Below are 24,650 nucleotides of genomic sequence, written 5' to 3' on the forward strand. Positions count from 1 at the left end.
CGATAGCGAGACCCGACCATGTACGACTGGCTCAATGCCCTGCCCAAGGCCGAACTGCACCTGCACCTCGAAGGCTCGCTGGAGCCCGAGCTGCTGTTCGCCCTGGCCGAGCGCAACAAGATCGAACTGCCCTGGGCCGACGTGGAAACCCTGCGCGCGGCCTATGCCTTCAACAACCTGCAGGAGTTTCTCGACCTGTACTACCAGGGCGCCAACGTGCTGCGCAGCGAGCAGGACTTCTACGACCTGACCTGGGCCTACCTGCAGCGCTGCAAGGCGCAGAACGTCGTCCACGTCGAGCCCTTCTTCGACCCGCAGACCCACACCGACCGCGGCATCCCCTTCGAGGTGGTGCTGCGCGGCATCCGCCAGGCCCTGCTCGACGGCGAGAAGCAGCTGGGCATCAGCCATGGCCTGATCCTCAGTTTCCTGCGTCATTTGCCCGAGGAAGAGGCGTTCAAAACCCTGGAGCAGGCCATGCCGTTTCGCGACGCCTTTATCGGCGTCGGCCTGGACAGCTCGGAGAAGGGTTTCCCGCCGCGCCTGTTCGAGCGGGTGTTCGCCAAGGCGCGTAGCGAAGGCCTGTACGCGGTGGCGCATGCCGGCGAGGAAGGCCCGCCCGAGTACATCTGGGAAGCGCTGGACCTGCTCAAGGTCGAGCGCATCGACCACGGCGTGCGCGCCATCGAAGACGAGCGGCTGATGCAGCGCATCATCGACGAGCAGATCCCGCTGACCGTCTGCCCGCTGTCGAACATCAAGCTGTGCGTGTTCGAGCACATGGGCCAGCACAACATCCTCGACATGCTCGAGCGTGGCGTGAAGGTGACAGTGAACTCGGACGACCCGGCCTACTTCGGCGGCTACGTCGGCGAGAACTTCGCCGCCCTGCACGAGCACCTGGGCATGAGCGAGGACCAGGCCAGACGCCTGGCGCAGAACAGTCTGGACGCCAGGCTGGCCTGAGACCGTATGCGCTGAGCGTACCGGCAGACCAGCCGCTGGTACGCACGGCGCACCCTACGCCCACGCACCCTGCGGCCTGGCAGGGTGCGCTGCGCGCAGCGGGCGGGCCCCGATGTGTCGGCGTCAGTGCTGGTGCTTGCCGTGGCCGCCATGATCATGCCCCTGCGGCGCATCCTTCTGCACGGCCACCTCGACCTCGACCGCGCCGGCCTTCTCGAAGGTCAGGGTCAGCGGAAAGCGCTCGCCATCCGTGGCCTGCTGCTTCAGGTCGAACAGCATGACGTGATAGCCCATGGGCTCGAACTTCACCTCGCCACCGGCGGGGATGGTCACATCCTGTACCTGCTGCATCTTCATCACCCCGTCGGCATGCACATGCTCGTGCAGCTCGGCCTTGCCGGCCACCGGCGTGCTGACGCCGAGCAGGCGATCGGCCTCGCCGCCCTTGTTGTGCACCACGAAATAGGCGGCGGCGGTCGGCGCCACCGGCGGCATCTCGCGCGACCAGGGGTGTTCGATGTGCAGTTGCCCGGCATCGTACTCGTGCGCCTGGGCCAACAGGCTCATGCCCAGCAGCGCGCCCAACAGCAGATTTCGTTTCAGCATGGTGTTCCTCCACTTGCGGTAGTCGGCCGTAGCCTGAATGAAACCGGCGCCAGCAGCCAGGGCCGTGGCGCCGTGTTGAATCTTGCAGCTCAAGCGCTGCTCGGCCCGTGCCGGGCGGCGCAGCACGGCATGTGCCGCATTGCCGTCGCCAGGCCGGCCGGTCATCAGCGCGCGCTCCGGCGCAGCAGGCTCAGGCCGACCAGCGCCAGCAGCACGTGCGCCAGCGCAAACAGGCCCAGCATCAGATGCTTGTAGCCATTGCCCAGGCCGGCGAGAAACTCCCACTTGTGCAGGTAGGCGAACACCCAGCCCTCGCGGCGGTCGGCGTCCTGCACGCGGCTGGCCAGCGCGCCGTCCAGCGGATCGATATACAGAGCGGTGCGTTTCGCATCGGCGTATGTGGCCTTGAACACCGGCAGGCGCTTGAAGACGAAGCCGTACTCGTGATCGAACTGCGATTGCAGCGTCAGGCTCTGCATCTCGCCCAGGCCGAGCGCAGCGGCGTAATGTTCGAAACGCTGACGGGCATGGCGGCGCGCGCTGTCGATATCCAGCTCCCGGCCGGCGGCATCCAGGTAGTGCAGGGTCGGCATCATGCCGAACTGCTGCCCCTGGGCGCGCCAGATCGGCTTGCCGTCCAGTTCCAGCAGGCTCAGGCCGAACAGCTGCTCGCCACGCAGCAGCCAATCGGCGCTGGGCGCCTGATCCAGCAGAGCCACCTCGAAACTCGCCGCGTAGGCGGCAGGCCAGGGTTCCGCCGTCTGCTTGTGCAGCAGGTGCCAGGCGCCGCTGCTGGCGAAGCTCAGGGTGGCCGCAGCCAGGCCCAGCCCCCACCAGCCATGCAGGCGGCGACTGAAACTGCGGGCGCGGCGCCGCGCCACGAACAACGCGATACCGAACAGCGTCGCGCTCAGGATCGAGGCCAGCAGCACGGCCATCAGCAACGGGCGCAGCGGCCCAGCCGCATCCAGCCAGCGAAAGCTGTGCAGGGTCTGGAAGAAGGCGCTGAACCAGGCCTTGCGCTGATCCACCAGGGTGCCGAGGCGGTCATGGAACAGATCGACGTACAGCCTCAGGCCGTCCTCGCGCCGGGTGTCGACCCGCGCCACCGGCAGCAGACGGTTGATGAAGGCATATTCGCTGCCGAAGTGCCCGAGGCTGCCGTCGTAGGTCAGGCTTTCCTCACTGCCGAGGTAATGCCGGGCCAGGCTTTCGGCATGCGCCGCGGTCAGGTCGACGGCCTCGCCACTGCGCGCATGCCAGTAGCGCGGCTGCAGTTCGCCGGGCAGACGCGCCTGATAATAAGGCTCGCCGGCCAGCACCAGCAGGCGCAACGCCTGCACCCGCTCGATGGCCGCAGCGGCGAGCACCTGCGCGGGACTGCGCAGGTCGTCCAGCGGCACCACCTGCTGCGGCGCGGCCATGGTCTGCGCCCGTGGCTGCAGGTAGCCCATCAGCGGATGCAGCATGCCGCTGCCGGCCCAGCAGAACACCCCGAGGCAAGCCAGCATCGCCAGGCGCCGGTGCCAGGGCATCAGCCGCAACAGGCGCTGACGCCAGGTCGCGCGCGGCAGCGCCTGCAGGGCCGCCGTCACAGCTTCCACTCCAGGCCGACGTACAGGCTGCGGCCATCGCCAGGCATGAACAGCGCGGCATCCCGGCCATTGGCGTTGGCCACCACGCCGGTGGTGGCGATGTAGGTCTTGTCGGAAAGGTTGCGCCCTTCGACGAAGAACCCCAGGCCCTCGCGCGGACGGTAGCCGCCTTTCATGCCCCAGATGGCGTAGGCCTCGGCATACAGCGACTCGGCATGGTCGGCCGCGTAATGCACCGGCACCCATTCCAGGGTCGGGCCGACATACCAGCCATCCTGCTGCCAGAGCAGCTCGCCCTTGAGGAACTGGCTCGGCACGCCGGCGATGCGGTTGTTGCCGTAGGCGGGATCGTCGTCGAAGCGGAAGTCGTTGAGCAGGTAATGCCCGCGCAGGAGCAGATTGCCCAGCTGCCAGGCAGCGCCCAGCTCGATACCCTGGTGCACGGTGCGATCGGCGTTGGTGGTGACCACCTGGGTGGGATTGAGCGGGTTGGCATAACCGAGCAGCTCATCGCGAACCTCGCTGCGGTACACAGCCAGGTCAAGATCCAGGTGGCCCCGGCTGATGCGCATGCCGGCTTCCAGCGTGGTGGCCTTCTGCGCGTCGTTCTCGGTAACGATGGCGCCACCGGTCAGCTCGCTGAAGGTGGGCGGCTCGAAGCTCTGGCTGAGGTTGCCGAACAGTTGCACGCCCTCGGCCAGTTCGTGGCGCAGACCGATCCGGCCAATCCGCGCACTGTAACTTCTGGTGAAGGAGTCGTCGCGAAAACCGCTGGGCAAGCCGGCGAAGTTGAAGCTGCTCTTGAGCTTGTCGTCGACGTCCCGCTCGCTGTGCAGCCAGGTCAGGCCACCGATCAGCGCCCAGTCCTCGGCCAGCGGCACTTCCAGCTCGCTGAAGGCGTTGAGGCTGCGTGCAGTCTGCAGCTGACGGTCGACCAGATTGCCGCGCCGGCCGGCAACATTGACGTAATTCTTCGTCTGATTGCGCCCCTGCAGCGCCTCGAGGCCGGCGCTCCAGTGCCATCCCTCGGCGTTGTGCCATTTGTGCGTCAGGCGTACGCCGAGGTCCTCGCTGTCCACCTCCAGTACCTGGAAGATCGGGTGCCACAGCGACTTCTCGCTGTAGAAGCTCGACAGCTCCAGGCTGTGGCCGCCATCGAGTTGCAGGGTGGTGATGTTGCCGAACCGGTTGAGCGTGAAATCGCGCTTGTTGTCGCCCGTCACCGCGCTCGACGCGGCCTGCTCGGGGTTACGCCGCAATTGCGCCTTGGTCAGGCTGCCGGGAAGTTCCGAGTCGGTTTCCACGTGGCTGACGTGGAAGCGCGTGGACAGCCTTTCGTTGATGCGCCCGCCGATATTGGCGAAGTAGCGCTGATTGTCCTGACGGGCGTGATCGCGGAAACCGTCCTGGGAATAGTCGGAAACGCTCAGGTAGGCGTCCCAGTCGCCGAAGTCCTGGGCGACGGCGCCGAAGACGCGGCGGTAGTCGAAACTCCCCGCCTCGGTGCGCAGCTGCGCCTTGGGCGCGCTCTTGCCGGTGGGCGTGACGAAGTTGATCGCCCCGCCCAGGTTGGCCGCGCCGTAGCGCCAGGCATTGGCGCCACGCATCACCTCGATGTGGTCCAGGGCGATCGGCTCGATGCTCTGGAAATCGCCACTGCCATCGGCCAGGTTCAGCGGCGCACCATCCTGCATCAGCAGGATGCCGCGCTGGTGGAAGGTGCGCTGCAGACCCGAGCCGCGAATCGACAGGCGCGACTCCTCGGCGCCGGAGCGCGACTGGATGTAGACCCCGGTGGCGTGCCCGAGGGCGTCCTGCGGCGAGCTCGCACGCCCGGTCTTGTAGGTGTCGGCATCGACGATGCCGGCACCGCCGGGAATGCGCGCGAACTCGGCGCGCTTCTCGGCGATGCTCGGTGCGGTGGCATCGCGCTGCTCGCGCGCCACCACGGTGCTGTCTTCCAGCTCGATATGCGCGGCATGAGCGCAGGTGGCCAGGCTGGCACTGGCGGCCAGCAGGCTGAATACGGACATCTGACGCATGGATTTCCCCCAACGTCGGCTGGTCGGGTGCCGCCCGGATGCAGGTTTGCAGGCACCGACAAGCGCAGTTCTTATCTGATCGCAGGTAACCAACGCGGCCCTAGGAGCGGCCGCCAGGAACGACTCAGATCAGTGCGGGAGAAGCACGGGGATTGGCCGAGGGCCAGAGATAGCGAAGCGGATGCGGGACGAACAGCCAGGTCGCAGCAGGCCTGCGAGCGGCTGCCAGCAAGCCCAGCAAGCCGAAGAAGGCGGCCAGGATGATGGCGCTGAACAGGCTGCCCAGGGCGCAGCCGCTGCCGGTGGCCGGATTGGGCGCCACCACGCCGGAGCCGTCGAGATCGGCACCGGCACCGAAGTTGCCCTCGAACGAGCAGTACTGGCTGCTCAGCCCGCTGAGCTGCAGGCCGGCCATCTGACCATGGCTGATGGCGCAGGCGAACGCACCGAACAGGATGCTGAAGTACAGCAACCAGGCGGTCAGCGAGCGGTCTTTGCGGGCCAGTTTCATGGGGCGCGACTCTAAACAGAGGATGGCGACGCGACACTGCGGTGCGTTGCCGCAGTCGTTTGGTACGGGAGTCTAGCAGGCGTTTGCAGCTTTATCGCGCGCGGCTAACGCCACGGCGCGGCCTCCAGCAGACGCTGGCAACGCCGCTGCAGGAACTCGCGCAGCAGATGCACCGCCTTGCTCAGCTGGGCGCGATGGGCGCAGACCAGATACAGCGGTGTTGGCTCGCCCTGCCAGTCCGGCAGCAGCACCTGCAGGCGGCCTTCGCGCACATCGTCGGCCACGTCCAGAAAGGACTTGTACACCACGCCCTGCCCGGCCACGGCCCAGCGCCGGGTGACATCGGCATCGTCGCTGACGCGATTGCCGGCCACCGTCAGCAGAGTCTCGCGCTTGCCGCTCTGGAAGCGCCAGCGGTCATGCACGCGCCCGTGCAGCATGTACAGCAGGCAGTTGTGTCCGCCCAGCTCCTCCACCGTTCGCGGTGCGCCATGACGCGCCAGGTAGGCTGGTGCAGCGCAGAGCACGCGGCGATTGTCCGGCGCCACCGGCAGTGCCACCAGGCTGGAGTCTTCCGGTGCGCCGTAGCGCAGGGCGATATCCACCGGCTCGCGGAACAGATCGGCCACCCGGTCGGCCAGCAGCAGGCGCAGCTGCAGTTGCGGATGCTCGGCCTGGAATGCGTCGAGCCAGGGCAGCAGCGTGTTGCGCCCCAGATCCGAAGGCGCCGACAGCTGCAGCACACCGCAAATGCCCTGCTGGCTGCCGATCAGTTGCTGGCGCCCTTCCTCCAGGCTCTGCAACGCCAGCCGCGCATGCACCAGATACAGCTCGCCCTCGGGCGTCAGGCGCAGGCTGCGCGTCGAGCGCGCCAGCAGGCGCACCTGCAACTGCTGCTCGAGACGCTTGAGTGCGGCGCTGGCCACGGCCGGCGAGACATCCAGCAGCCGCGCCGCGGCGGACAGGCTGCCGGATTCGGCGGTACGCACGAAGAGTTGCAGGTCGTCGAAACGCAGCATGGCGGCTCACTTTCAAAATAATGATGAAAGAGACTCTATCCCCAGCTGCTTTTTTCAACCAGCAGAACAGATGACCATGGGCCCTATCGCCTGAACCCGTAAACCGGAGCCCCAGCATGAAAGCCGTTGCCTACTATCAATCCCTGCCTGCCGATCACCCCGAAGCCCTGCAGGACGTACAATTGGATGCACCGTCCCCCGGCCCGCACGACCTGCTGGTGGAGGTGCGCGCCATTTCGGTCAACCCGGTCGATACCAAGATCCGTCGCAACGTCGCGCCGGAACACGGCGCAGCCAAGGTACTCGGTTGGGACGCCGCCGGCGTGGTCAAGGCGGTGGGCAGCGAGGTCAGCCTGTTCCAGCCCGGCGACCGGGTGTTCTATGCCGGCGCCATCGACCGCGCCGGTGCCAACAGTGAGTTGCATCTGGTGGATGAGCGCATCGTCGGGCGCATGCCCGCCAGCCTGTCCTTCGCCGAGGCGGCAGCCCTGCCGCTGACCGCCATCACCGCCTGGGAGCTGTTGTTCGAGCGCCTGCAGATCGCCGAAGGCTCGACCGATCAGGGCCAGAGCCTGCTGATCGTCGGCGCGGCCGGCGGCGTTGGTTCGATCCTCACCCAGCTGGCGCGCCGCCTGACCGGCCTGACCGTGATCGGCACCGCCTCGCGCCCGGAAACCCAGGCCTGGGTCCGCGAGCTGGGCGCGCATCACGTGATCGACCACGGCAAGCCGCTGAGCGAGGAACTGGCCCGTATCGGCATCGGCCAGGTCAGCCATGTCGCCAGCCTGACCCAGACCGACCAGCACTATGCCCAGCTGATCGAGTGCCTGCAGCCGCAAGGGCGCCTGGCGCTGATCGACGACCCGCTGCAACCGCTGGACGTCATGCAGCTCAAGCGCAAGAGCCTGTCGCTGCACTGGGAGCTGATGTTCACCCGCTCGCTGTACCAGACCGAGGACATGATCGAGCAGCACCGCCTGCTGCAGCGCGTGGCGGAACTGGTGGACAGCGGCGTGCTCAAGACCACCCTCGGCGAGCATTTCGGCCGCATCGACGCGGCCAACCTGCGCCGCGCCCACGCGCTGCTGGAAAGTGGCAAGGCCAAGGGCAAGATCGTGCTCGAAGGGTTTTGAGGTGCGATGGTGGCGTGGCGTGGTGGGCTAAAGCCCACCCTACAGGCTGAAGCGGAGCGCCGCCCGCCCCCCCTAAACCATGGCATCGGCGCCGTTCGTCGCCCCGGCAGCGAAACGGCGCCTCGCACCCTGATCCAGGTCAGCAAAGGATCACCGGCACGGACTAGGATGACCACTCTCCAAACGGCTTCGATTTCAAGGTCAGCTCAGGAGGTGGTCAGCATGAAGATTCTCGTCCAACCACTCGATCAGGGTGGTGAACGCCGATGGCAGGTGCAGCTGGATCAGCATTGCGTGAGTTTTCGCAGCGAGGAGCAGGCCCGCGTCTTCGTCGCCACGCTGCAAGCGCGCCTGCGTGCGCCACACAGCCTGCCCGCGCAGCGTCGGGCGGGCTGACCGCGATGTCCGTAGGGTGCGCTGTGCGCACCGATAGCACCGGGCTCGCCCTTGGTGCGCATGGCGCACCCTACGCTTAACCAATCGGCACCCGACGCAGCGCGGGGCTGCGCAGCATGTCCAGCACGGTATCGACCAGCGCCGGGGCCTGGGCAGCCAGGTCGAAGCTGGGTACCAGCAGCCAGTTGGCCTCGATGCCTTCCATGTAGGCATGCAGGCAGACGGCCGCGCGCTGGCAGTCCAGTTCAGCCGGTAGCTGGCCCTTGCCGACGGCGTTGCTCAACGCCTTGGCGATGCGCTGATCGCACTCGGCACTGAGCGCCTGCATGCGCTCGCGCAGGCCGAGCAGCTCGCCGGTGTACTCGCATTTGTAACGCAGGATGTCATGGGTACGCCGGGTCTGCGGCTCGCTCGCCAGGCGTGTCAGCGCCTTGATCAGCAGTTCGCGCATGCAGCCCAGCGGGTCAGGTTCGTCCTCGCTCTCGCTGGCCCGCGCCAGTTCCTCCAGCGGCAGACGCAGACGCTCGAGCATGGCCTGGAACAGATCGATCTTGTTCTCGAAGTGCCAGTAGATGGCGCCGCGGGTGACGCCCGCCGCCTTGGCCACCTCCGCCAGTGACGCCCGGGATACGCCCTGGGAGTGGAACACCTGCTCCGCGGCATCGAGTATCTGCGCCCGCGTCGCCTGTGCCTCTTCTTTGGTTCGTCTGACCATTCACCTACCTGCCGTCGCATCGCCTGAACCGCCCCTGTAACAGGTGCGGTCTGGGAGTATGCAGGCAGTTTTAGGCATTTACAAACATTCACGTACGTAAGTATATTCCGCGGCATTGGTTCTCAATTACCCCCTCCTCCGCCCCTTCGGGCAGCGATTCGACAAACGAGGTTCTCTCAGATGCATACGAAGCCAGCCGTAGCCGCCTTGGTTTCCGCCATCGCCGTGGCTCTGCTCAGCCTTGGCGGCTGCAAGGAAGCCAGCGCCCCACAGGCCCAGCAAGCCCCCGAAGTCGGAGTGGTGACGCTACAGGCGCAGCCCTTTGCCCTCACCACCGAGGTGCCCGGCCGTACCAGCGCCTACCGCATCGCCGAGGTGCGCCCGCAGGTCAATGGCATCATCCAGAAGCGCCTGTTCACCGAAGGCAGCGAAGTCAAGGCCGGTCAGCAGCTGTACCAGATCGACCCGGCCACCTACGAAGCCGCGTTCAAGAGCGCCCAGGCCACGCAGCTGTCGGCCAAATCCCTGGCCGACCGCTACAAGCTGCTGGTGGCCGACAAGGCGGTCAGCCAACAGGCTTACGACGAGGCGCGGGCCGCCGGCCTGCAGGCCGACGCCGCGCTGGAGCAGGCGCGCATCGACCTGCGCTACACCAAGGTGATGGCGCCCATCAGCGGTCGCATCGGCCGCTCCGCGGTGACCGAAGGCGCGCTGGTCAGCAACGGTCAAGCCAACGCCATGGCCACCATCCAGCAGCTCGACCCGATCTACGTCGACGTCACCCAGTCGAGCAAGGATCTGCTGCGCCTGCGCCGCGATCTGGCCGATGGGCGCCTGCAGAAGGCCAGCGATAGCGCCGCCAAGGTCGCGCTGAAGCTGGAGGACGGCAGCCGTTACGCCCATGAAGGCACCCTGGAATTCTCCGAGGTGGCGGTGGACGAAAGCACCGGTTCGGTGACCCTGCGCGCCGTGTTCCCCAACCCCGACCACCTGCTGCTGCCGGGCATGTTCGTACATGCCGAGCTGCTCTCCGGGGTCAAGGAGAACGCCATCCTCGCCCCGCAGCAGGGCGTGACCCGCAACCAGCGCGGCGAACCGACGGCGATGGTGGTGGGCGCCGACAACAAGGTCGAACTGCGCGTACTCAAGGCCGACCGCACCGCCGGCAACACCTGGCTGGTGGAGGATGGCCTGCAGGAAGGTGATCGCCTGATCACCGAAGGCCTGCAGTTCGTCCAGCCCGGCACCGAGGTCAAGGCCGTGCCGGCGCGCAACGTGAAAGCCGGCGAGGTGGCGCAGGACGCCGCCAAGAACAACGGCAAGGGATAAGAGGGTGTTTACAAAAGTAGCGAGCGATGGTCAGGCAAGGCGAAACCAGCCGAAAAAGCGGAGTGTACGAGTAGTACATGAGCATTTTGAGGCTGATTTCAACGCAGCATGGCCGAGCGCAGTAATTTGTAAACGCCCTCTGAAGGAGAGCTACTGAATGTCCAGATTCTTTATCGACAGGCCTATCTTCGCCTGGGTGATCGCCCTGGTGATCATGCTGGCCGGCGGCCTGTCCATCCTCAAGCTGCCGATCAACCAGTACCCGAGCATCGCGCCACCCGCCGTTGCCATCCAGGTCAGCTACCCGGGCGCCTCGGCGCAGACGGTGCAGGACACCGTGGTGCAGGTGATCGAACAGCAGCTCAACGGCCTCGATGGCCTGCGCTATGTCAGCTCGTCGAGCAACTCCGACGGCAGCATGGAAATCATCGTGACCTTCGAGCAGGGGGTTAACCCGGATATCGCCCAGGTCCAGGTGCAAAACAAGCTGCAGCTGGCCACTCCGCTGCTGCCGCAGGAAGTGCAGCAACAGGGCATCCGCGTGACCAAGTCGGTGCGCAACTTCCTCATGGTCATCGGCGTGGTGTCGAAAGACGGCAGCATGACCCGTGAGGACCTGTCGGACTACATCGTCTCCAACCTGCAGGACCCGATCTCGCGGACCAAGGGTGTCGGCGACTTCCAGGTGTTCGGCGCGCAGTACGCCATGCGCATCTGGCTCGACCCGGCCAAGCTCAATGCCTTCCAGCTGACGCCGGTGGACGTGCGCAGCGCCATCCAGGCGCAGAACGTGCAGATCTCCTCCGGCCAGTTCGGGGGCCTGCCGGCCGCGCCGGGCAACCAGCTCAACGCCACCATCATCGGCAAGACCCGCCTGCAGAGCCCGGAAGAGTTCCGCAAGATCCTGCTCAAGGTCCAGGCCGACGGTTCCCAGGTGCGCCTGGACGACGTCGCCAAGGTGGAGCTGGGTGGCGAGAACTACGCCATCAACGCGCAGTTCAACGGCCTGCCCGCCTCCGGCCTGGCGATTCGCCTGGCCACCGGCGCCAACGCCCTGGACACCGCCAAGGCGGTGCGCGAAACCATCGCCACCCTGGAGCCGTTCTTCCCGGCGGGTATGGAAGTGGTCTTCCCCTACGACACCACGCCGGTGATCTCGGCCTCCATCGAAGGGGTGGTGCACACCCTGTTCGAAGCCATCGTGCTGGTGTTCCTGGTGATGTTCCTGTTCCTGCAGAACCTGCGCGCCACCATCATCCCGACCATGGCGGTGCCGGTGGTGCTGCTCGGCACCTTCGGCGTGCTCGCCGCGTTCGGCTTCTCCATCAATACCCTGACCATGTTCGCCATGGTCCTGGCCATCGGCCTGCTGGTGGACGACGCCATCGTGGTGGTGGAGAACGTCGAGCGGGTGATGCGCGAGGACGGCCTGTCGCCCAAGGAAGCGACGCGCAAGTCCATGGGCCAGATCCAGGGCGCGCTGATCGGCATCGCCCTGGTGCTGTCGGCGGTGTTCCTGCCGATGGCCTTCTTCGGCGGCTCCACCGGGGTGATCTACCGGCAGTTCTCCATCACCATCGTCTCGGCCATGGCCCTGTCGGTGCTGGTGGCGCTGATCTTCACCCCGGCGCTGTGCGCCACCCTGCTCAAGCCCATCGACGGCGAGCACCATGAAGCCAAGCGCGGCTTCTTCGGCTGGTTCAACCGCTCCTTCGACCGCACCAGCAATGCCTACCAGCGCGGTGTGGCCGGCATGCTCAAGCGCAAGGCGCCGTACCTGCTGCTGTACCTGGTGATCGTGGCGATCATGGCATTCATGTTCAGCCGCATCCCCACCGCCTTCCTCCCCGAGGAAGACCAGGGCGTGCTGTTCGCCCAGGTGCAGACGCCGTCCGGCTCCAGTGCCGAGCGTACCCAGGTGGTGGTCGACGAGATGCGCCAGTACCTGCTGGAAGAAGAAGCGAGCACGGTCAAGTCGGTGTTCACCGTCACCGGCTTCAACTTCGCCGGCCGCGGCCAGAGCTCCGGCATGGCCTTCATCATGCTCAAGCCCTGGGGCGAACGTCCGGGTGAGGAGAATGGCGTGGCGGCGCTGGCGCAACGTGCGCAGCGACATTTCTTCAGCTTCCGCGATGCCATGGTGTTCGCCTTCGCTCCGCCGGCGGTGATGGAGATGGGTAACGCCACCGGCTTCAACTTCTTCCTGCAGGACCAGGCCGGCGTCGGCCATCAGGTGATGAACGAGGCACGCGACAAGTTCCTGCAGCTGGCCGACCAGCATCCGGTGCTCGACAGCGTGCGCGCCAACGGCCTGCGCGACGAGGCGCAGTACCAGCTGCTGATCGACGACGAGCGCGCCCGCGCCCTCGGCCTGTCGCTGGCGGACATCAACAGCACCCTGTCGATCGCCTGGGGCGCCAGCTACGTCAACGACTTCATCGATCGCGGCCGGGTGAAGAAGGTGTATCTGCAGGGCACGGCGCAATCGCGCATGAGCCCGGAGGACCTGAACAAGTGGTACGTGCGCAACGACCAGGGCCGCATGGTGCCGTTCAGCGCCTTCGCCAGCGGCGAGTGGACCTACGGCGCGCCCAAGCTGGCGCGTTACAACGGCGTCTCGGCGGTGGAGATCCTCGGTGCGCCAGCCCCCGGCTACAGCACCGGTGACGCCATGGCCGCGGTGGAGGAAATCGCCTCGCAGCTGCCGCAGGGCGTCGGCTACTCCTGGACCGGTCTGTCCTACGAGGAGCGCCTGGCAGGCTCGCAGACCACTGCACTGTTCGTGATCTCCGCCATCGTGGTGTTCCTCTGCCTGGCAGCGCTGTACGAGAGCTGGTCGATCCCGTTCTCGGTGATGCTGGTGGTGCCGCTGGGGATCATCGGTGCGCTGCTGTTCACCGAACTGCGCGGGCTGTCCAACGACGTGTTCTTCAAGGTCGGCCTGCTCACCACCATCGGTCTGTCGGCGCGTAACGCGATCCTCATCGTCGAGTTCGCCAAGGCGCAGTACGAGCAGGGCATGGGCCTGGCCGAAGCCGCCATCGAGGCCTGCCGCATGCGTCTGCGCCCCATCGTGATGACCTCGCTGGCGTTCATCCTCGGCTGTCTGCCGCTGGCCATCGCCAGTGGTGCCGGAGCCGGCAGCAAGCACGCCATCGGCACCGGGGTGATCGGCGGCATGCTCAGCGCCCTGGTGCTGGCGATCTTCTGGATTCCGCTGTTCTACGTGGTGGTCTGCTCGCTGTTCGAGAAGAAGAGAACCGAGCCGGCCGTTGAAAACGAGAAGGAGGTACTGCAATGAGGCAGTCCCTGTTGTCCCTGGCCGTGGCCGCCGCTCTGCTCAGCGGCTGCAGCCTGATTCCCGACTATCAGCGCCCGGACGCCCCGGTGGCCGCCGACTGGCCGCAGGGCGAGGCCTACGGCAGCGCCGCCAGCGAAGGCAGCCGCGCCGCCGCCGACCTGCAATGGCGCGAGTTCTTCCGTGACCCGGCGCTGCAGCAACTGGTGCAGGTGGCACTGGAGAACAACCGTGACCTGCGCGTCGCCGCACTGAACGTCGAGGCCTACCGCGCGCTGTACCGCATCCAGCGCGCCGACCTGCTGCCCTCGGTTTCCGCCGATGGCGCCGGCACCCGCCAGCGCCTGCCGGCCGACCTGAGCCAGACCGGCGAAGCCCGCACCGGCGGCCAGTACAGCGCCACGTTGGGCGTCAACGCCTGGGAGCTGGACTTCTTCGGTCGCCTGCGCAGCCTTAGCGAGCAGGCCCTGCAGCAGTACCTGGCCACCGAACAGGCCGCGCGCAGCACGCAGATCAGCCTGGTGGCCAGCGTCGCCAACGCCTACCTGCAGTGGCAGGCCGACCTGGCGCTGCTCGAGCTGACCCAGGACACCCTGAAGACCTTCGAGGAAAGCTACCAGCTGACCCAGCGCAGCTTCGACGTCGGCGTCGCCGATGCCCTGGCCCTGAGCCAGGCGCGCAGCGCGGTGGATAGCGCGCGAGTGAGCCTGGCGCAGTACCAGCGTCTGGTCGCCCAGGACCGCAACGCCCTGACCCAGCTGCTCGGCAGCGGCCTGCCGGCCGACCTGCCGCAGGGCCTGGCGCTGGATGCCGAACTGCTGGAGCAGGTACCGGCCGGCCTGCCCGCCGACCTGCTGCAGCGTCGCCCCGACCTGCTGCAGGCCGAGTACCAGCTCAAGGCGGCCAACGCCAATATCGGCGCGGCGCGTGCGGCGTTCTTTCCCAACATCAGCCTGACCGCCAATGCCGGCACCGCCAGCAGCCAGCTGTCCGGCCTGTTCGACAGCGGCTCGGGCACCTGGCTGTTCCAGCCGCAGATCAGCCTGCCGATCTTCAACGCCGGCCGCCTGCGCGCCAACCTCGACTATGCCGAGCTGCAGAGCGATATCCAGGTCGCGCAGTACGAGAAAGCCATTCAGGTGGCCTTCCAGGAGGTCGCCGACCGCCTCGCCGCGCGCACCACCTACCGCCGCCAGCTGGATGCCCAGCGCGCATTGCTGGACACCACCGAGACCTACTACGACCTGGCCGAGCGCCGCTACCGCACCGGCGTGGACAGCTACCTGACCCTGCTCGACGCCCAGCGCCAGCTGTTCAGCGTACGCCAGCAACTGATCGCCGACCGCCTGGCCCAGCTCAGCAGCGAAGTGGAGCTGTACAAGGCCCTGGGTGGGGGCTGGAGCGATACGGGGAGCAACGCCCCATAAGGTTGACCGCGCGTAACCCGCTTCAAGGACGACCTTACCCCACGCGCCGCCCCCGCAGTCTTTGCGGGGGCGTTTTTTTGTACGCGTTCTGACGGAGGCCGCACCGTAGCCCCAACGAAATCTGGGACCCTGAGGCTTGGCGATAGTTGGATGGCGGCGATTCGGACGCAGCCTGAAGTTCGCTTTCGCGAATGAATTCGCTCCTACAGAAACCTGAAGCCGCCTGTTGTCAGTGGCAGGCACCCGAAGCCTCCAGAGAACGTTGAAGGCGAGCTGGCGCGCAGTGCCCTCTTTGTAGGAGCGAATTCATTCGCGATCCGCCCGCCCCCGATTTCGCCCTATGCTCCGTGCCGCCACTCAGCCCAACGCAGCCAGCAGCTGCGCGCAATCCTGCGCATGCAGCTCGGTCAGCTCCGGCCAGGGGTTGTCCGGCAGGTTGACCAGCACGCTGCGCGCGCCCGCAGCCTGGGCGCATTCCAGGTCGAAGCGGTAGTCGCCGACCATCACCAGCTCCTGCGGCTTGACCGCCCAGCGCTCGGCCAGATGCAGCAGCCCGCCCGGATGCGGCTTGGGCGGCGCCTCGTCGCGGCCAAGGATGTCCGCCCTGGCGAAGCAGTCATCCAGGCCGATGGCCTGCAGGGTCAGCAGGGCCAGGGCATGGGCATTGCGGGTGAGGATGCCGAGCTGACAACCGCGCTCGCACAGGGCGCGCACCAGGTCGATGGCGCCCGGCGCCGGGCGTGAGGCCACCGCCAGTTCGCGCTCGTGCTCCAGCAGCCAGGCATGCTTGGCCGCGGCCTCCTCCGCCGGCAGCGCCGCCAGGTGATGGAGGATGTCGTCTTCTTCAGGAATGCCCAGCGCCCGCTTGATTGCGGGGAAATCATGCACCGCCAGAGTCAGGGTGCCGTCCATGTCGAACACCCAGTGGCGCGCCTCGCGCAGTGTTCTCACTTCCAGTCCTCACGCACGCGGGTCAGGCCCTCCTGGGCGGCGGAGGCCACCAGTTCGCCCTGGCGGTTGTAGATGCTGGCACGGGAGAAACCGCGGGCATTGCCGGCCCAGGGGCTGTCCATGGCGTACAGCAGCCAGTCGTCCATGCGCAGGTTGCGGTGGAACCACAGCGAGTGGTCGAGGCTGGCCACCTGCATGAACTTCTGGAACACCGACACGCCGTGCGGCTGCATCGAGGTGGTCAGCAGGTTGAAGTCGCTGGCGTAGGCCAGCAGGTACTTGTGCAACTGCGGGTCGTCCGGCAGCTCGCCGGCGGCGCGGAACCACACGTACTTGACCGGCTCGCAAGGCTGCGGCGCGAAAGGGTTGATCAGGGTGACCGGGCGGATCTCGATGGGCTTGTCGCTGATCGCACGCTCGCGCATGCGCTCGGGAATCATCGGCGCCACCATGCGCGCCAGCTCGGTTTCCGATTTCAGGTTCTCGGGGCCGGGCACATCCGGCATCTCGCTCTGGTGGTGGAAGCCTTCCTCGTCGTACTGGAACGAGGCACTGCAGAAGAAGATCGGCTTGCCCTTCTGCACCGCCACCACGCGGCGGGTGCTGAAGCTGCCGCCATCGCGGGTGCGCTCGACCTGATAGACCACCGGCAGGCTGGCATCGCCCGGGCGCAGGAAGTAGCCGTGCATGGAGTGCACATGGCGCGCCTCCTCGACCGTCTGGCTGACGGCGGAGATGCACTGGCCAAGCACCTGGCCGCCGAACAGCTGGCGAAAACCGAGATCCTGGCTGCGGCCACGGAACAGGTTTTCCTCGATCTGCTCCAGGCTGAGCAGCGCCACCAGATCATCGAGAACCTGAGTCATGGGGTGTCATCTCCTTGCACGGGGGGTATACGCAGTTGCGGGTAGGCCGGCAGCGATGTCAGGCGTTCATCCCAAACGGCGCGGCCAAGGGTGAAATGGTAAAGACTTTGCAGCCCGCTGTCGGCATCGCCGAGCAACTCGCGCAAGGCGTCGTCGAAGTAGCAACCGATGCCCGTACCGGAAAGCCCTGCCGCTTCGGCTTCCAGATAGAGCAACTGACCGATCTGGCCACACTCCCAGTAGAGCCTGGGATAGCGCCAGGCGCCATTGGCCAGGGCGCGCTCCACCCGCGCCAGCATGGCCAAGGCCACGCAGCCATCGGCGGCGATGTCCTGGCCGCAACTGAGAAAGCCCGCCAGACCACGGGCGTCGCCTTCGAGCAGACGGTACAGCGGCAGCTCGTCATCGACCCGCAGCCATTGGTAATCCTCGCGCAGTGGCTGCACCCCGCTGCCTGTGCGATCCAGCCAGTACAGCCCCGGCTCCAGGCCCTGCACGCGATGGACGAACAGCAGCAGGTCGATCTCGCTCGGCTCGCCGCTGACGGCGAAGGGCACCGGCGAGTGCTGCGGCAGCAGGCGACGCAGCCAGGCCAGCAGCAGTGACGCCTGAATGCCGCTGCGGCCATCCATGGCCTGCGCACTGCGTCGGCGATGCAGGATCGGCCGCAGTGGCAGGCCGGGGTTGTCAGCCCCTGCGTTGGCCGCATCCAGGCTCCAGACGGCGCGAGGACGTGCCGGCGCGCGGCACAGCCCATGCACCCGCTGCAGCTCCGGCCAGTGGCGATACTCGCGCGACAGACGATTGGGCGCCCCGACCCGCTCTAGCTGCGCCAACCCGTTAAGCAGGGTTTCGGGCAGCGCGATTTCCATCGCTTGCGCCGGGCCGATCCACAGCAGGCAGTCGCCGTGTTCGGCCTCGTGAAAGTTGTCTCCATCCAGTCCCAGCAGGCCGTCCAGACGCGCTTCGGCCACGCCATGCAGCATGCGCACCTGCCAGCCCTGCACGCTGGCGGCGATGGCCAACGCCGCCAGGGCATGCCCCAGGTCGTGCTGGCAGTAACGGTAGGCGCGCTCGCCGTACTTCCAGGCCTCGCGCCAGGCGATGCTGCTCAGCCCCAGGAGAAAACCACCGGGCGGCAGACTGCTCGCCAGCTGCCGGCCAAGCGGCGCGGGCAACTCACTGCGTATCTCCAGCGCATGGGCATCCGGGGAATAGTGGGCCAACACAGCGACCTCATCCACGGCACCTGGCGGCAACAGCAGATAGGCCTCGGTCGGGTGCAGGTTGCCGGATGACGGATTGACCCGCAGCGCCCAGCGATTGCCGCCGGCTTCCTTCCAGGCGGAAATGGCCAGGCTGTCGTACAGCAGTTGCGAGACGCTGGCGCGATCCAGCGGCGCGGGCGGTGTGTGAGGCCCGGCAAATGCCGTGTCGTAGCCCGGCCCTTCTTCCAGCGGGCGGTGGTGCAGCTCGATCAGCCGAGCGCCTTCGTAGCGGCGAAACGGCGCCGGCTGGGTCGCCCAATCCAGCTGCCCCGGCCCCGGCGCGAAGCGTTCCGGCGCATGCTTGCTGAGCTGGTGATAGGCGAGCACATCCTTCATCGTCCGGCCTCCCACTGTTCGCAGCGGATGCGATGAAGCACATGCAGTTGCAGCGGATGACCGTCCGGTAAACGCGGGTGGAGAAAATCGCCGGCCGGGTCACGCTGCATGCCGATGCTGCGCATCACCGCCTGCGACGGCAGATTGGCCGGCACGGTAAAGCTCACCACTTCGTCCAGCCCAAGCTGCTCGAAGGCCACCGCCAGCGCGGCGCGCGCTGCCTCGCCGGCATAGCCCTGGCGCCAGTGCGCCCGCGCCAGACGCCAGCCGATTTCCACGGCCGGCACGAAAGGCGCCTCGAAGCCGACCTGCGCCAGGCCGGTGAAACCGATCAGCTCGCCGCTGTCGCGCCGCTGCAGTGCCCAGAAGGTGAAACCATGTTGCTCATGATGCGCACGCAAGCGCGCCAGCAGGCGCGCACTCTGTTCGGCGTCCAGCGGCGCGGGGAAATGGCGCATCACCTCGGCATCGGCATTCAGCGCGGCCAGCGCCGGCAGATCACTGTCGCGCCAGGCGCGCAGCAGCAGCCGCTCGGTGGAGGTTTCGATCAGGGGCATGGCAGTTGTCTCGATTGGCTGCGACCATAAGCCGTCAATTCGCTTGAGTCGTCATTGTATGCCGCTACCGCTGGTCTACCACGAGGATTACAGCCCGCCCTTCCCGGCCGGGCATCGCTTCCCCATGGAGAAATTCCGTCTGCTGCGCGATCACCTGGTCGATAGCGGCCTGACCAGCGATGCCGAACTGCAACGGCCGGAGCTGTGCCCGGCGGAGATTCTCGCCCTGGTTCACTGCCCGGACTACATCGCCCGCTACATGGCCGGCGAGCTGTCATACGAGGACCAGCGCCGCCTCGGCCTGCCCTGGAGCGAAGCGCTGGCGCGGCGCACGGTGCGTGCCGTGGGCGGCTCGCTGCTGACTGCCGAACTGGCCCTGCAACATGGCCTGGCCTGCCACCTGGCCGGCGGCACGCACCATGCGCACTACGACTTTCCCTCCGGCTTCTGCATCTTCAACGACCTGGCGGTGATCGCCCGCTACCTGCTGGAGGCCGGCCGCGTGCATCGCGTGCTGATCTTCGACTGCGACGTGCACCAGGGCGACGGCACCGCGCGGCTGCTGGAAGACGAGCCGGATGCGATCACCGTGTCACTGCATTGCGAACAGAACTTCCCGGCGCGCAAGGCGCAGAGCGATTGGGACATTCCCCTGCCGCGCGGCATGGGCGACGCCGATTATTTGAAGGTGGTGGATGACACGCTGAACTACCTGCTGCCGATCTACCAGCCGGACCTGGTGCTCTACGACGCCGGCGTCGACGTGCACAAGGACGACGCCCTGGGCTACCTGCAACTCACCGACGCCGGCCTGGCCGCCCGCGACGAAGCCGTGCTGCATCACTGCCTGGGCCGCGACATTCCCGTACTCGGAGTGATCGGCGGCGGTTACTCGAAGGATCACGCCGCCCTCGCCCGCCGCCACGGCATCCTGCATCACAGCGCCGCAAGGGTGTGGGCGGCGCGAGGGTTGCGCTGAGGATCAGCCGACCTGCACCTTGTCCAACGCCTGCTCCAGCGTCTTCACCGTGCGCTCGACGTTGCCCAGCTTGTCCAGCCCGAACAGGCCGAGGCGGAAGGTCTGGAAGTCCGCCGGCTCGTCGCACTGCAGCGGCACGCCAGCGGCGATCTGCAGGCCGACGGCGGCGAACTTGGCGCCGGTCTTGATCTGCGCATCGTCGGTGTAGCAGACGACCACGCCAGGCGCCTCGAAGCCCTTGGCGGCGACGCTTCTGAAGCCGCGCGCCGCCAGCAGCGCACGCACCCGGTCGCCGAGTTCCTGCTGCTGCTCACGCACCTTGGCAAAGCCGATGGCCTTGGCCTCGAACATGGCGTCGCGGAAACGCGCCAGGGCATCGCTGGGCATGGTGGCGTGGTAGGCGTGGCCGCCCTGCTCGTAGGCCTGCATGATCTGCAGCCACTTCTTCAGGTCGCAGGCGAAGCTGGTGCTCTGCGTCGCCTCGACGCGCGCCTGCGCCGCTTCGCTGAGCATCACCAGGGCGCAGCAGGGCGAGGCGCTCCAGCCCTTCTGCGGCGCGCTGATCAGCACGTCGACGCCACAGGCCTGCATATCCACCCAGAGGGTGCCGGAGGCGATGCAGTCGAGCACGAGCAGGCCCCCGACCGCGTGCACTGCATCGCTCACCGCGCGCAGGTAGTCGTCCGGCAGGATCATGCCCGACGAGGTTTCCACGTGCGGAGCGAATATCACCTGTGGTTTCTGCTCGGCGATGGTGGCCAGCACCTCGTCCAGCGGCGTCGGAGCGAAGGCGGCCTGATGGCCTTCGGCGACCGGGCGCGCCTTGAGCACCTGGGCCTCGGCGGGAATGCGGCCCATGTCGAAGATCTGCGTCCAGCGGTAGCTGAACCAGCCGTTGCGCAGCACCATGCACTTCTGCCCGGTCGCCAGCTGACGCGCCACCGCCTCCATGCCGTAGGTGCCGCTGCCCGGCACCACCGCCACGGCATGGGCGTTGTAGACCTGTTTCAGGGTGGCGGAGATATCGCGCATCACGCCCTGGAACGACTGCGACATATGGTTCAGCGAGCGGTCGGTGTAAACCACCGAATATTCGAGCAGGCCATCGGGATCGATGTCGGGGCAGATCTGGGACATAACGGGCTCCAGCCGAAAAGGTTCGAGCTGAACCTGCCCCAACCCGGGGCAAATGACAAGGCCGGGGAGCACTCGGGTAGAATGCGCAGCCTTTCTCCTGTCTGCTCATCGCCATGACTACTGCCGCTCAGCCCAATGCTCATCACGTCGCCATTATCGGCGGTGGCCCTGCCGGGCTGATGGCTGCCGAGGTGCTGGCGCAGGGTGGCGTGCGCGTGGAGCTGATCGACGCCATGCCCTCGGTGGGGCGCAAGTTCCTGCTGGCCGGCGTTGGCGGCATGAACATCACCCACTCCGAGCCCAAGGACGCCTTTATCGGCCGTTACGGCGAGCGCCAGGCCGAGGTCGCAAGGCTCCTGCACGAGTTCGATGCCGACGCCCTGCGCGCCTGGATTCATGGCCTGGGTATCGACACCTTCGTCGGCACCTCCGGCCGCGTGTTCCCCAGCGACATGAAGGCCGCACCGCTGCTGCGCGCCTGGCTGCGCCGCCTGCGCGAGCTGGGCGTGACCATCCATACCCGCAGCCGCTGGCTGGGCTGGAACCAGGACGGCAGCCTGCGTATCGCCGGCGCAGACGGCGAACGCGCACTGGCCGCCGATGCCTGCCTGCTGGCCCTGGGCGGCGGCAGCTGGGCGCGCCTGGGCTCCGATGGCGCCTGGACGGCCCTGTTGCAGCAGCGCGGCGTCGAAGTAGCGGCCCTGAAACCGAGCAACTGCGGTTTCGAAGTGGCCGGCTGGAGTGAATATCTCAGGGAGAAATTCGCCGGGGCGCCGCTGAAGAACGTCGCCTTGAGCCTGCCCGGCCAGGTGCCTCGCATCGGTGAATTCGTGCTGACCGCAGGCGGCATCGAAGGCAGCTTGGTGTACGCCTTTTCCGCCGATATCCGCCGCGCCATCGAGGCCGACGGCCAGGCCCTGATCCACCTCGACCTGCTGCCACAGATGCCGCTGGCCAAACTGCAGCAGGCGCTGGGCAAGCCGCGCGGCAAGCATTCCATGGCCAAGCACCTGCACCGCCAGGCCGGCCTCGACGGCGTGAAAGCTGCCCTGCTGCGCGAGCTCGCCCCCGCCGAGGCTTTCACTGATCCGGCCGCGCTTGCTCTGTGGATCAAGGCGCTACCCATCACCCTGCTGCGCACCCGCCCGCTGGATGAGGCGATCAGCAGCGCCGGCGGCGTGCGCTTCGAGGCATTGGACGACGGACTGATGCTCAAGGCCCTGCCCGGCGTGTTCTGCGCCGGCGAGATGCTCGACTGGGAAGCGCCCACCGGCGGTTACCTGCTCACCGCCTGCTTCGCCAGCGGGCAGGTGGCAGCGCAGGGCATTCTGCGCTGGCTGCAGCACCTGGCGTAGGAGCCCGCTTGCGGGCGATCCGCCTCATGCCGCCTCGATCGCCCGCAAGCGGGCTCCTACCAGGCGATCATGGCGCCTGGTAGTCCGGCGACACGCCGCCCTACACCGGAAAAACCGCCGTGCCCTTGCCCCAGGCTGCGTCTATGCTCAGTTTCAGCGCTCCCCCACACAGGTAATCCCCCGCCGTGATCCCGCTGCTGGTCTGCGACGACTCCAACATGGCGCGCAAGCAACTGATTCGCGCGCTGCCGCCGGAATGGCCGGTGACCCTGAGCCAGGCGGCCAATGGCGAGGAGGCACTGGCACTGGTTCGCCAGGGCCAGGGCCAGATCATGCTGCTGGACCTGACCATGCCGGTGCTCGACGGCTACCAGACCCTGGCCGCGCTGCGGGCCGAGGGGCTGCAGAGCCAGGTCATCGTGGTGTCCGGCGACGTGCAGGACGAAGCCGTGCGCCGCGTGCGCGAGCTGGGCGCCCTGGCCTTTATCAGGAAACCCGCTGACCCCGCCATCCTGCGCCAGACGCTGATCGAACTGGGCCTGTTCAACCCCCAGGCCACGCCCATGGCGCAGGCCCAGGCCGCGGCGCTGTCGGAGCTGAAGGTGAGCTTCCGCGACGCCCTGCGCGAGGTGAGCAACGTCGCCATGGGCCGCGCCGCCGCCCTGCTGGCCAAGGTGCTGGGGGTATTCGTGCAGCTCCCCGTGCCGCAGGTGAATCTCTTCGAGGTCAGCGAGCTACACATGACCCTGCTCGACGCCCAGCGCGGCGAGCGCTTCAGCGCCATCTGCCAGGGCTTCATCGGCGAAGCCATCGCCGGCGAGGCGCTGCTGTTGTTCCATGACTCGGAAGTGAACGACATGGCGCGCCTGCTCGGCTGGCAGCCGAAGAACGAGACGCAGACTTCGGAGATGCTGCTGGACCTGGCCAGCATCCTGATCGGCGCCTGCCTGGCCGGCGTCGCCGAGCAGCTCGACCTGCGTTTCTCCCAGGGCCACCCGCAACTGCTCGGCCAGCATGCCAGCCTCGACCAGCTGATTCAGGTCAACCGCCAGCGCTGGCGCAAGACCCTGGCCGTGGAGATCAGCTACAGCCTGGAGGGCCACGCCATTCATTTCGACCTGCTGCTGTTGTTCACCGAAGACTCGATCGCCCGCCTGACGGCGAAGATCGGCTACCTGATGGAGTGAGGCGATGCCCGCGCAGATCGATATCAAGGAGGTTCACTGGCTGCTCGACATCGTGCAGTGCATCGACGTCGGCGTGCTGGTGCTCGACCGCCAGTACCGCGTCGAGGTGTGGAACGCCTTCATGGAGAACCACTCCGGGCTGGGGCCGGATCAGGTGCAGGGGCGCTCGCTGTTCGAGCTGTTCCCGGACATCGACCGTCCCTGGCTGGAGCGCAAGGTGGAAAGCGTGGTACAGCTGGGCACCCGCGCCTTCAGCCTGTGGCAGCAGCGCCCCTACCTGATGCGTTTCAAGAGCTATCAGCCGATCACCGGCCAGGCCGATTTCATGTATCAGAACGTCACCCTGCTGCCGCTGGCCGGCCAGCCGGTGGAGCATGTGTGTCTGGTGATCTACGACATGACCGCGGCGGCCGTGGCGGCGCAGGCGCAATCTACGAGTTGAGGTTGTCGTAGCCCGGATGCAATCCGGGTCATGCTGCATACAATGTTCCCGGATAGCATCCGGGCTACGGCTCTCAGAAAAGGGATTTACATGCTGCGCAGTGTTGAACTGAAAACCTTCGTCCCGGCACGGGACTTCGCCCTGAGCATGGATTTCTACCAGGCCATGGGCTTTAAGCGCGGTTGGTCGGACGAACAGATGGCCTATTTCAGCCATGGTGATCACTGCGCCTTTCTGCTGCAGAACTTCTACGTGAAGGAACAGGCGGAGAACTTCGTCATGCACCTGCTGGTGGAAGAAGTCGATGCGTGGTGGCAGCAGATTCAGGCAGCCCGTCTGGATGAGCGGTTCGGCACGCGACTGATCGCGCCGCAGGATCAGCCCTGGGGCATGCGCGAGTTCATGGTGTTCGATCCTAGCGGCGTGCTGTGGCGAATCGCGCAGAATAGTTGAGAGCAATGGCGGGGTGCCCCCGCCCTACGAGACGGCTGCGGCGTGCCGTAGGGCGGGTGCAACCCGCCAACGGAGATTCCAC

The 24,650-nt window shown here is 66.9% G+C and carries 22 protein-coding genes; 11 read left to right on the top strand and 11 right to left on the bottom strand.

All coding sequences use genetic code 11. The features are described 5' to 3' along the window. Positions 1-18: 18 nt before the first annotated feature. A complete protein-coding gene (locus tag L1F06_RS20610; RefSeq protein WP_129482961.1) occupies positions 19-966 on the top strand; it encodes an adenosine deaminase in 948 nt (315 codons plus the stop codon). Positions 967-1,089: 123 nt separating this feature from the next. Here L1F06_RS20610 and L1F06_RS20615 read toward each other — a convergent pair whose 3' ends face one another. From L1F06_RS20615 to vimR, 5 genes are all read right to left on the bottom strand, one after another. After that, entirely contained in the window at positions 1,090-1,572 is a 483-nt protein-coding gene (locus L1F06_RS20615) for a copper chaperone PCu(A)C (protein ID WP_012019643.1), read from the bottom strand. A gap of 164 nt (positions 1,573-1,736) precedes the next feature. After that, a complete protein-coding gene (locus L1F06_RS20620; RefSeq protein ID WP_129482962.1) occupies positions 1,737-3,167 on the bottom strand; it encodes a hypothetical protein in 1,431 nt (476 codons plus the stop codon). Then, positions 3,164-5,209 carry a TonB-dependent receptor family protein gene (locus L1F06_RS20625; protein ID WP_129482963.1) on the bottom strand — a complete coding sequence of 682 codons (2,046 nt, stop codon included), beginning with the start codon at positions 5,207-5,209 and terminating at the stop codon, positions 3,164-3,166. Before L1F06_RS20625 ends, L1F06_RS20620 begins: the two co-directional genes overlap by 4 nt. Positions 5,210-5,333: 124 nt before the next feature. Continuing rightward, positions 5,334-5,720, bottom strand: coding sequence for a DUF2946 domain-containing protein (locus L1F06_RS20630; RefSeq protein WP_003240374.1), 387 nt, complete (start codon positions 5,718-5,720; stop codon positions 5,334-5,336). Positions 5,721-5,824: 104 nt separating this feature from the next. Further along, positions 5,825-6,739 (bottom strand): transcription regulator VimR, encoded by a 915-nt coding sequence (gene vimR, locus L1F06_RS20635; protein ID WP_129482964.1) that lies wholly within the window; start codon positions 6,737-6,739, stop codon positions 5,825-5,827. Positions 6,740-6,855: 116 nt separating this feature from the next. On the opposite strand from vimR, the gene L1F06_RS20640 reads away from it, so the two are divergent. Continuing rightward, positions 6,856-7,872 (top strand): zinc-binding alcohol dehydrogenase family protein, encoded by a 1,017-nt coding sequence (locus L1F06_RS20640; protein WP_129482965.1) that lies wholly within the window; start codon positions 6,856-6,858, stop codon positions 7,870-7,872. A gap of 222 nt (positions 7,873-8,094) precedes the next feature. Further along, positions 8,095-8,268 carry a hypothetical protein gene (locus L1F06_RS20645; protein ID WP_003240369.1) on the top strand — a complete coding sequence of 58 codons (174 nt, stop codon included), beginning with the start codon at positions 8,095-8,097 and terminating at the stop codon, positions 8,266-8,268. A 76-nt stretch (positions 8,269-8,344) separates the two neighbouring features. On the opposite strand, the gene L1F06_RS20650 is transcribed toward L1F06_RS20645, so the two are convergent. Beyond that, positions 8,345-8,983: a TetR family transcriptional regulator gene (locus L1F06_RS20650; RefSeq protein WP_096825595.1), complete on the bottom strand. Its 639-nt coding sequence runs from the start codon at positions 8,981-8,983 to the stop codon at positions 8,345-8,347. Between the two features lie 180 nt (positions 8,984-9,163). Between L1F06_RS20650 and L1F06_RS20655 the strand changes: the two genes are divergently transcribed. From L1F06_RS20655 to adeC, 3 genes are all read left to right on the top strand, one after another. After that, on the top strand, positions 9,164-10,312 hold the full coding sequence (locus tag L1F06_RS20655; protein WP_096825594.1) for an efflux RND transporter periplasmic adaptor subunit: 1,149 nt from the start codon (positions 9,164-9,166) through the stop codon (positions 10,310-10,312). Between the two features lie 157 nt (positions 10,313-10,469). Then, on the top strand, positions 10,470-13,613 hold the full coding sequence (locus L1F06_RS20660; protein WP_096825593.1) for an efflux RND transporter permease subunit: 3,144 nt from the start codon (positions 10,470-10,472) through the stop codon (positions 13,611-13,613). Continuing rightward, complete coding sequence (adeC, locus tag L1F06_RS20665; protein ID WP_096825592.1) at positions 13,610-15,037, top strand: AdeC/AdeK/OprM family multidrug efflux complex outer membrane factor; 1,428 nt, start codon at positions 13,610-13,612, stop codon at positions 15,035-15,037. The genes L1F06_RS20660 and adeC overlap by 4 nt, the downstream gene beginning before the upstream one ends. Positions 15,038-15,394: 357 nt before the next feature. Here adeC and L1F06_RS20670 read toward each other — a convergent pair whose 3' ends face one another. From L1F06_RS20670 to L1F06_RS20685, 4 genes are read right to left on the bottom strand one after another with little or no spacing between them, the layout of a single operon-like run. Then, on the bottom strand, positions 15,395-15,988 hold the full coding sequence (locus tag L1F06_RS20670) for an HAD family hydrolase (protein WP_096825591.1): 594 nt from the start codon (positions 15,986-15,988) through the stop codon (positions 15,395-15,397). Beyond that, positions 15,985-16,854, bottom strand: coding sequence for an acyl-CoA thioesterase II (tesB, locus tag L1F06_RS20675; protein WP_129482966.1), 870 nt, complete (start codon positions 16,852-16,854; stop codon positions 15,985-15,987). Before tesB ends, L1F06_RS20670 begins: the two co-directional genes overlap by 4 nt. Beyond that, positions 16,851-18,458, bottom strand: coding sequence for a nitroreductase family protein (locus L1F06_RS20680; protein ID WP_129482967.1), 1,608 nt, complete (start codon positions 18,456-18,458; stop codon positions 16,851-16,853). Before L1F06_RS20680 ends, tesB begins: the two co-directional genes overlap by 4 nt. Then, positions 18,455-19,015, bottom strand: coding sequence for a GNAT family N-acetyltransferase (locus L1F06_RS20685; protein WP_096825589.1), 561 nt, complete (start codon positions 19,013-19,015; stop codon positions 18,455-18,457). The genes L1F06_RS20680 and L1F06_RS20685 overlap by 4 nt, the downstream gene beginning before the upstream one ends. 58 nt (positions 19,016-19,073) lie before the next feature. Between L1F06_RS20685 and L1F06_RS20690 the strand changes: the two genes are divergently transcribed. Further along, entirely contained in the window at positions 19,074-19,994 is a 921-nt protein-coding gene (locus L1F06_RS20690) for a histone deacetylase family protein (RefSeq protein WP_096825588.1), read from the top strand. A gap of 3 nt (positions 19,995-19,997) precedes the next feature. Here L1F06_RS20690 and L1F06_RS20695 read toward each other — a convergent pair whose 3' ends face one another. Next, the gene (locus L1F06_RS20695) at positions 19,998-21,131 is read right to left on the bottom strand and encodes an aminotransferase class V-fold PLP-dependent enzyme (RefSeq protein ID WP_096825587.1); all 1,134 of its coding nucleotides are present in this window, start codon (positions 21,129-21,131) and stop codon (positions 19,998-20,000) included. A 113-nt stretch (positions 21,132-21,244) separates the two neighbouring features. Between L1F06_RS20695 and L1F06_RS20700 the strand changes: the two genes are divergently transcribed. The 4 genes from L1F06_RS20700 to L1F06_RS20715 all read left to right on the top strand — a co-directional run bounded on the left by L1F06_RS20700 (position 21,245) and on the right by L1F06_RS20715 (position 24,568). Further along, the gene (locus L1F06_RS20700; RefSeq protein ID WP_096825586.1) at positions 21,245-22,486 is read left to right on the top strand and encodes a TIGR03862 family flavoprotein; all 1,242 of its coding nucleotides are present in this window, start codon (positions 21,245-21,247) and stop codon (positions 22,484-22,486) included. A 185-nt stretch (positions 22,487-22,671) separates the two neighbouring features. After that, complete coding sequence (locus L1F06_RS20705) at positions 22,672-23,673, top strand: response regulator (RefSeq protein ID WP_003240340.1); 1,002 nt, start codon at positions 22,672-22,674, stop codon at positions 23,671-23,673. Between the two features lie 4 nt (positions 23,674-23,677). Then, on the top strand, positions 23,678-24,115 hold the full coding sequence (locus L1F06_RS20710) for a PAS domain-containing protein (RefSeq protein WP_129482968.1): 438 nt from the start codon (positions 23,678-23,680) through the stop codon (positions 24,113-24,115). A gap of 90 nt (positions 24,116-24,205) precedes the next feature. Beyond that, the gene (locus tag L1F06_RS20715) at positions 24,206-24,568 is read left to right on the top strand and encodes a VOC family protein (RefSeq protein ID WP_129482969.1); all 363 of its coding nucleotides are present in this window, start codon (positions 24,206-24,208) and stop codon (positions 24,566-24,568) included. Positions 24,569-24,650 lie beyond the last annotated feature (82 nt).

It is taken from the genome of Pseudomonas hydrolytica, assembly GCF_021495345.1.
GTDB lineage: Bacteria > Pseudomonadota > Gammaproteobacteria > Pseudomonadales > Pseudomonadaceae > Aquipseudomonas > Aquipseudomonas hydrolytica.

Bases quoted from the DNA above. Each gene is read 5' to 3' on its own strand.
- L1F06_RS20690 (WP_096825588.1), top strand. From the start codon at position 19,074: ATGCCGCTACCGCTGGTCTACCACGAGGATTACAGCCCGCCCTTCCCG.
- L1F06_RS20655 (WP_096825594.1), top strand. From the start codon at position 9,164: ATGCATACGAAGCCAGCCGTAGCCGCCTTGGTTTCCGCCATCGCCGTG.
- L1F06_RS20650 (WP_096825595.1), bottom strand. From the start codon at position 8,983: ATGGTCAGACGAACCAAAGAAGAGGCACAGGCGACGCGGGCGCAGATA.
- L1F06_RS20700 (WP_096825586.1), top strand. From the start codon at position 21,245: ATGACTACTGCCGCTCAGCCCAATGCTCATCACGTCGCCATTATCGGC.
- L1F06_RS20710 (WP_129482968.1), top strand. From the start codon at position 23,678: ATGCCCGCGCAGATCGATATCAAGGAGGTTCACTGGCTGCTCGACATC.
- L1F06_RS20660 (WP_096825593.1), top strand. From the start codon at position 10,470: ATGTCCAGATTCTTTATCGACAGGCCTATCTTCGCCTGGGTGATCGCC.
- L1F06_RS20695 (WP_096825587.1), bottom strand. From the start codon at position 21,131: ATGTCCCAGATCTGCCCCGACATCGATCCCGATGGCCTGCTCGAATAT.
- L1F06_RS20630 (WP_003240374.1), bottom strand. From the start codon at position 5,720: ATGAAACTGGCCCGCAAAGACCGCTCGCTGACCGCCTGGTTGCTGTAC.
- L1F06_RS20685 (WP_096825589.1), bottom strand. From the start codon at position 19,015: ATGCCCCTGATCGAAACCTCCACCGAGCGGCTGCTGCTGCGCGCCTGG.
- adeC (WP_096825592.1), top strand. From the start codon at position 13,610: ATGAGGCAGTCCCTGTTGTCCCTGGCCGTGGCCGCCGCTCTGCTCAGC.
- L1F06_RS20645 (WP_003240369.1), top strand. From the start codon at position 8,095: ATGAAGATTCTCGTCCAACCACTCGATCAGGGTGGTGAACGCCGATGG.
- L1F06_RS20640 (WP_129482965.1), top strand. From the start codon at position 6,856: ATGAAAGCCGTTGCCTACTATCAATCCCTGCCTGCCGATCACCCCGAA.
- L1F06_RS20715 (WP_129482969.1), top strand. From the start codon at position 24,206: ATGCTGCGCAGTGTTGAACTGAAAACCTTCGTCCCGGCACGGGACTTC.
- L1F06_RS20680 (WP_129482967.1), bottom strand. From the start codon at position 18,458: ATGAAGGATGTGCTCGCCTATCACCAGCTCAGCAAGCATGCGCCGGAA.
- L1F06_RS20610 (WP_129482961.1), top strand. From the start codon at position 19: ATGTACGACTGGCTCAATGCCCTGCCCAAGGCCGAACTGCACCTGCAC.
- tesB (WP_129482966.1), bottom strand. From the start codon at position 16,854: ATGACTCAGGTTCTCGATGATCTGGTGGCGCTGCTCAGCCTGGAGCAG.
- L1F06_RS20615 (WP_012019643.1), bottom strand. From the start codon at position 1,572: ATGCTGAAACGAAATCTGCTGTTGGGCGCGCTGCTGGGCATGAGCCTG.
- vimR (WP_129482964.1), bottom strand. From the start codon at position 6,739: ATGCTGCGTTTCGACGACCTGCAACTCTTCGTGCGTACCGCCGAATCC.
- L1F06_RS20625 (WP_129482963.1), bottom strand. From the start codon at position 5,209: ATGCGTCAGATGTCCGTATTCAGCCTGCTGGCCGCCAGTGCCAGCCTG.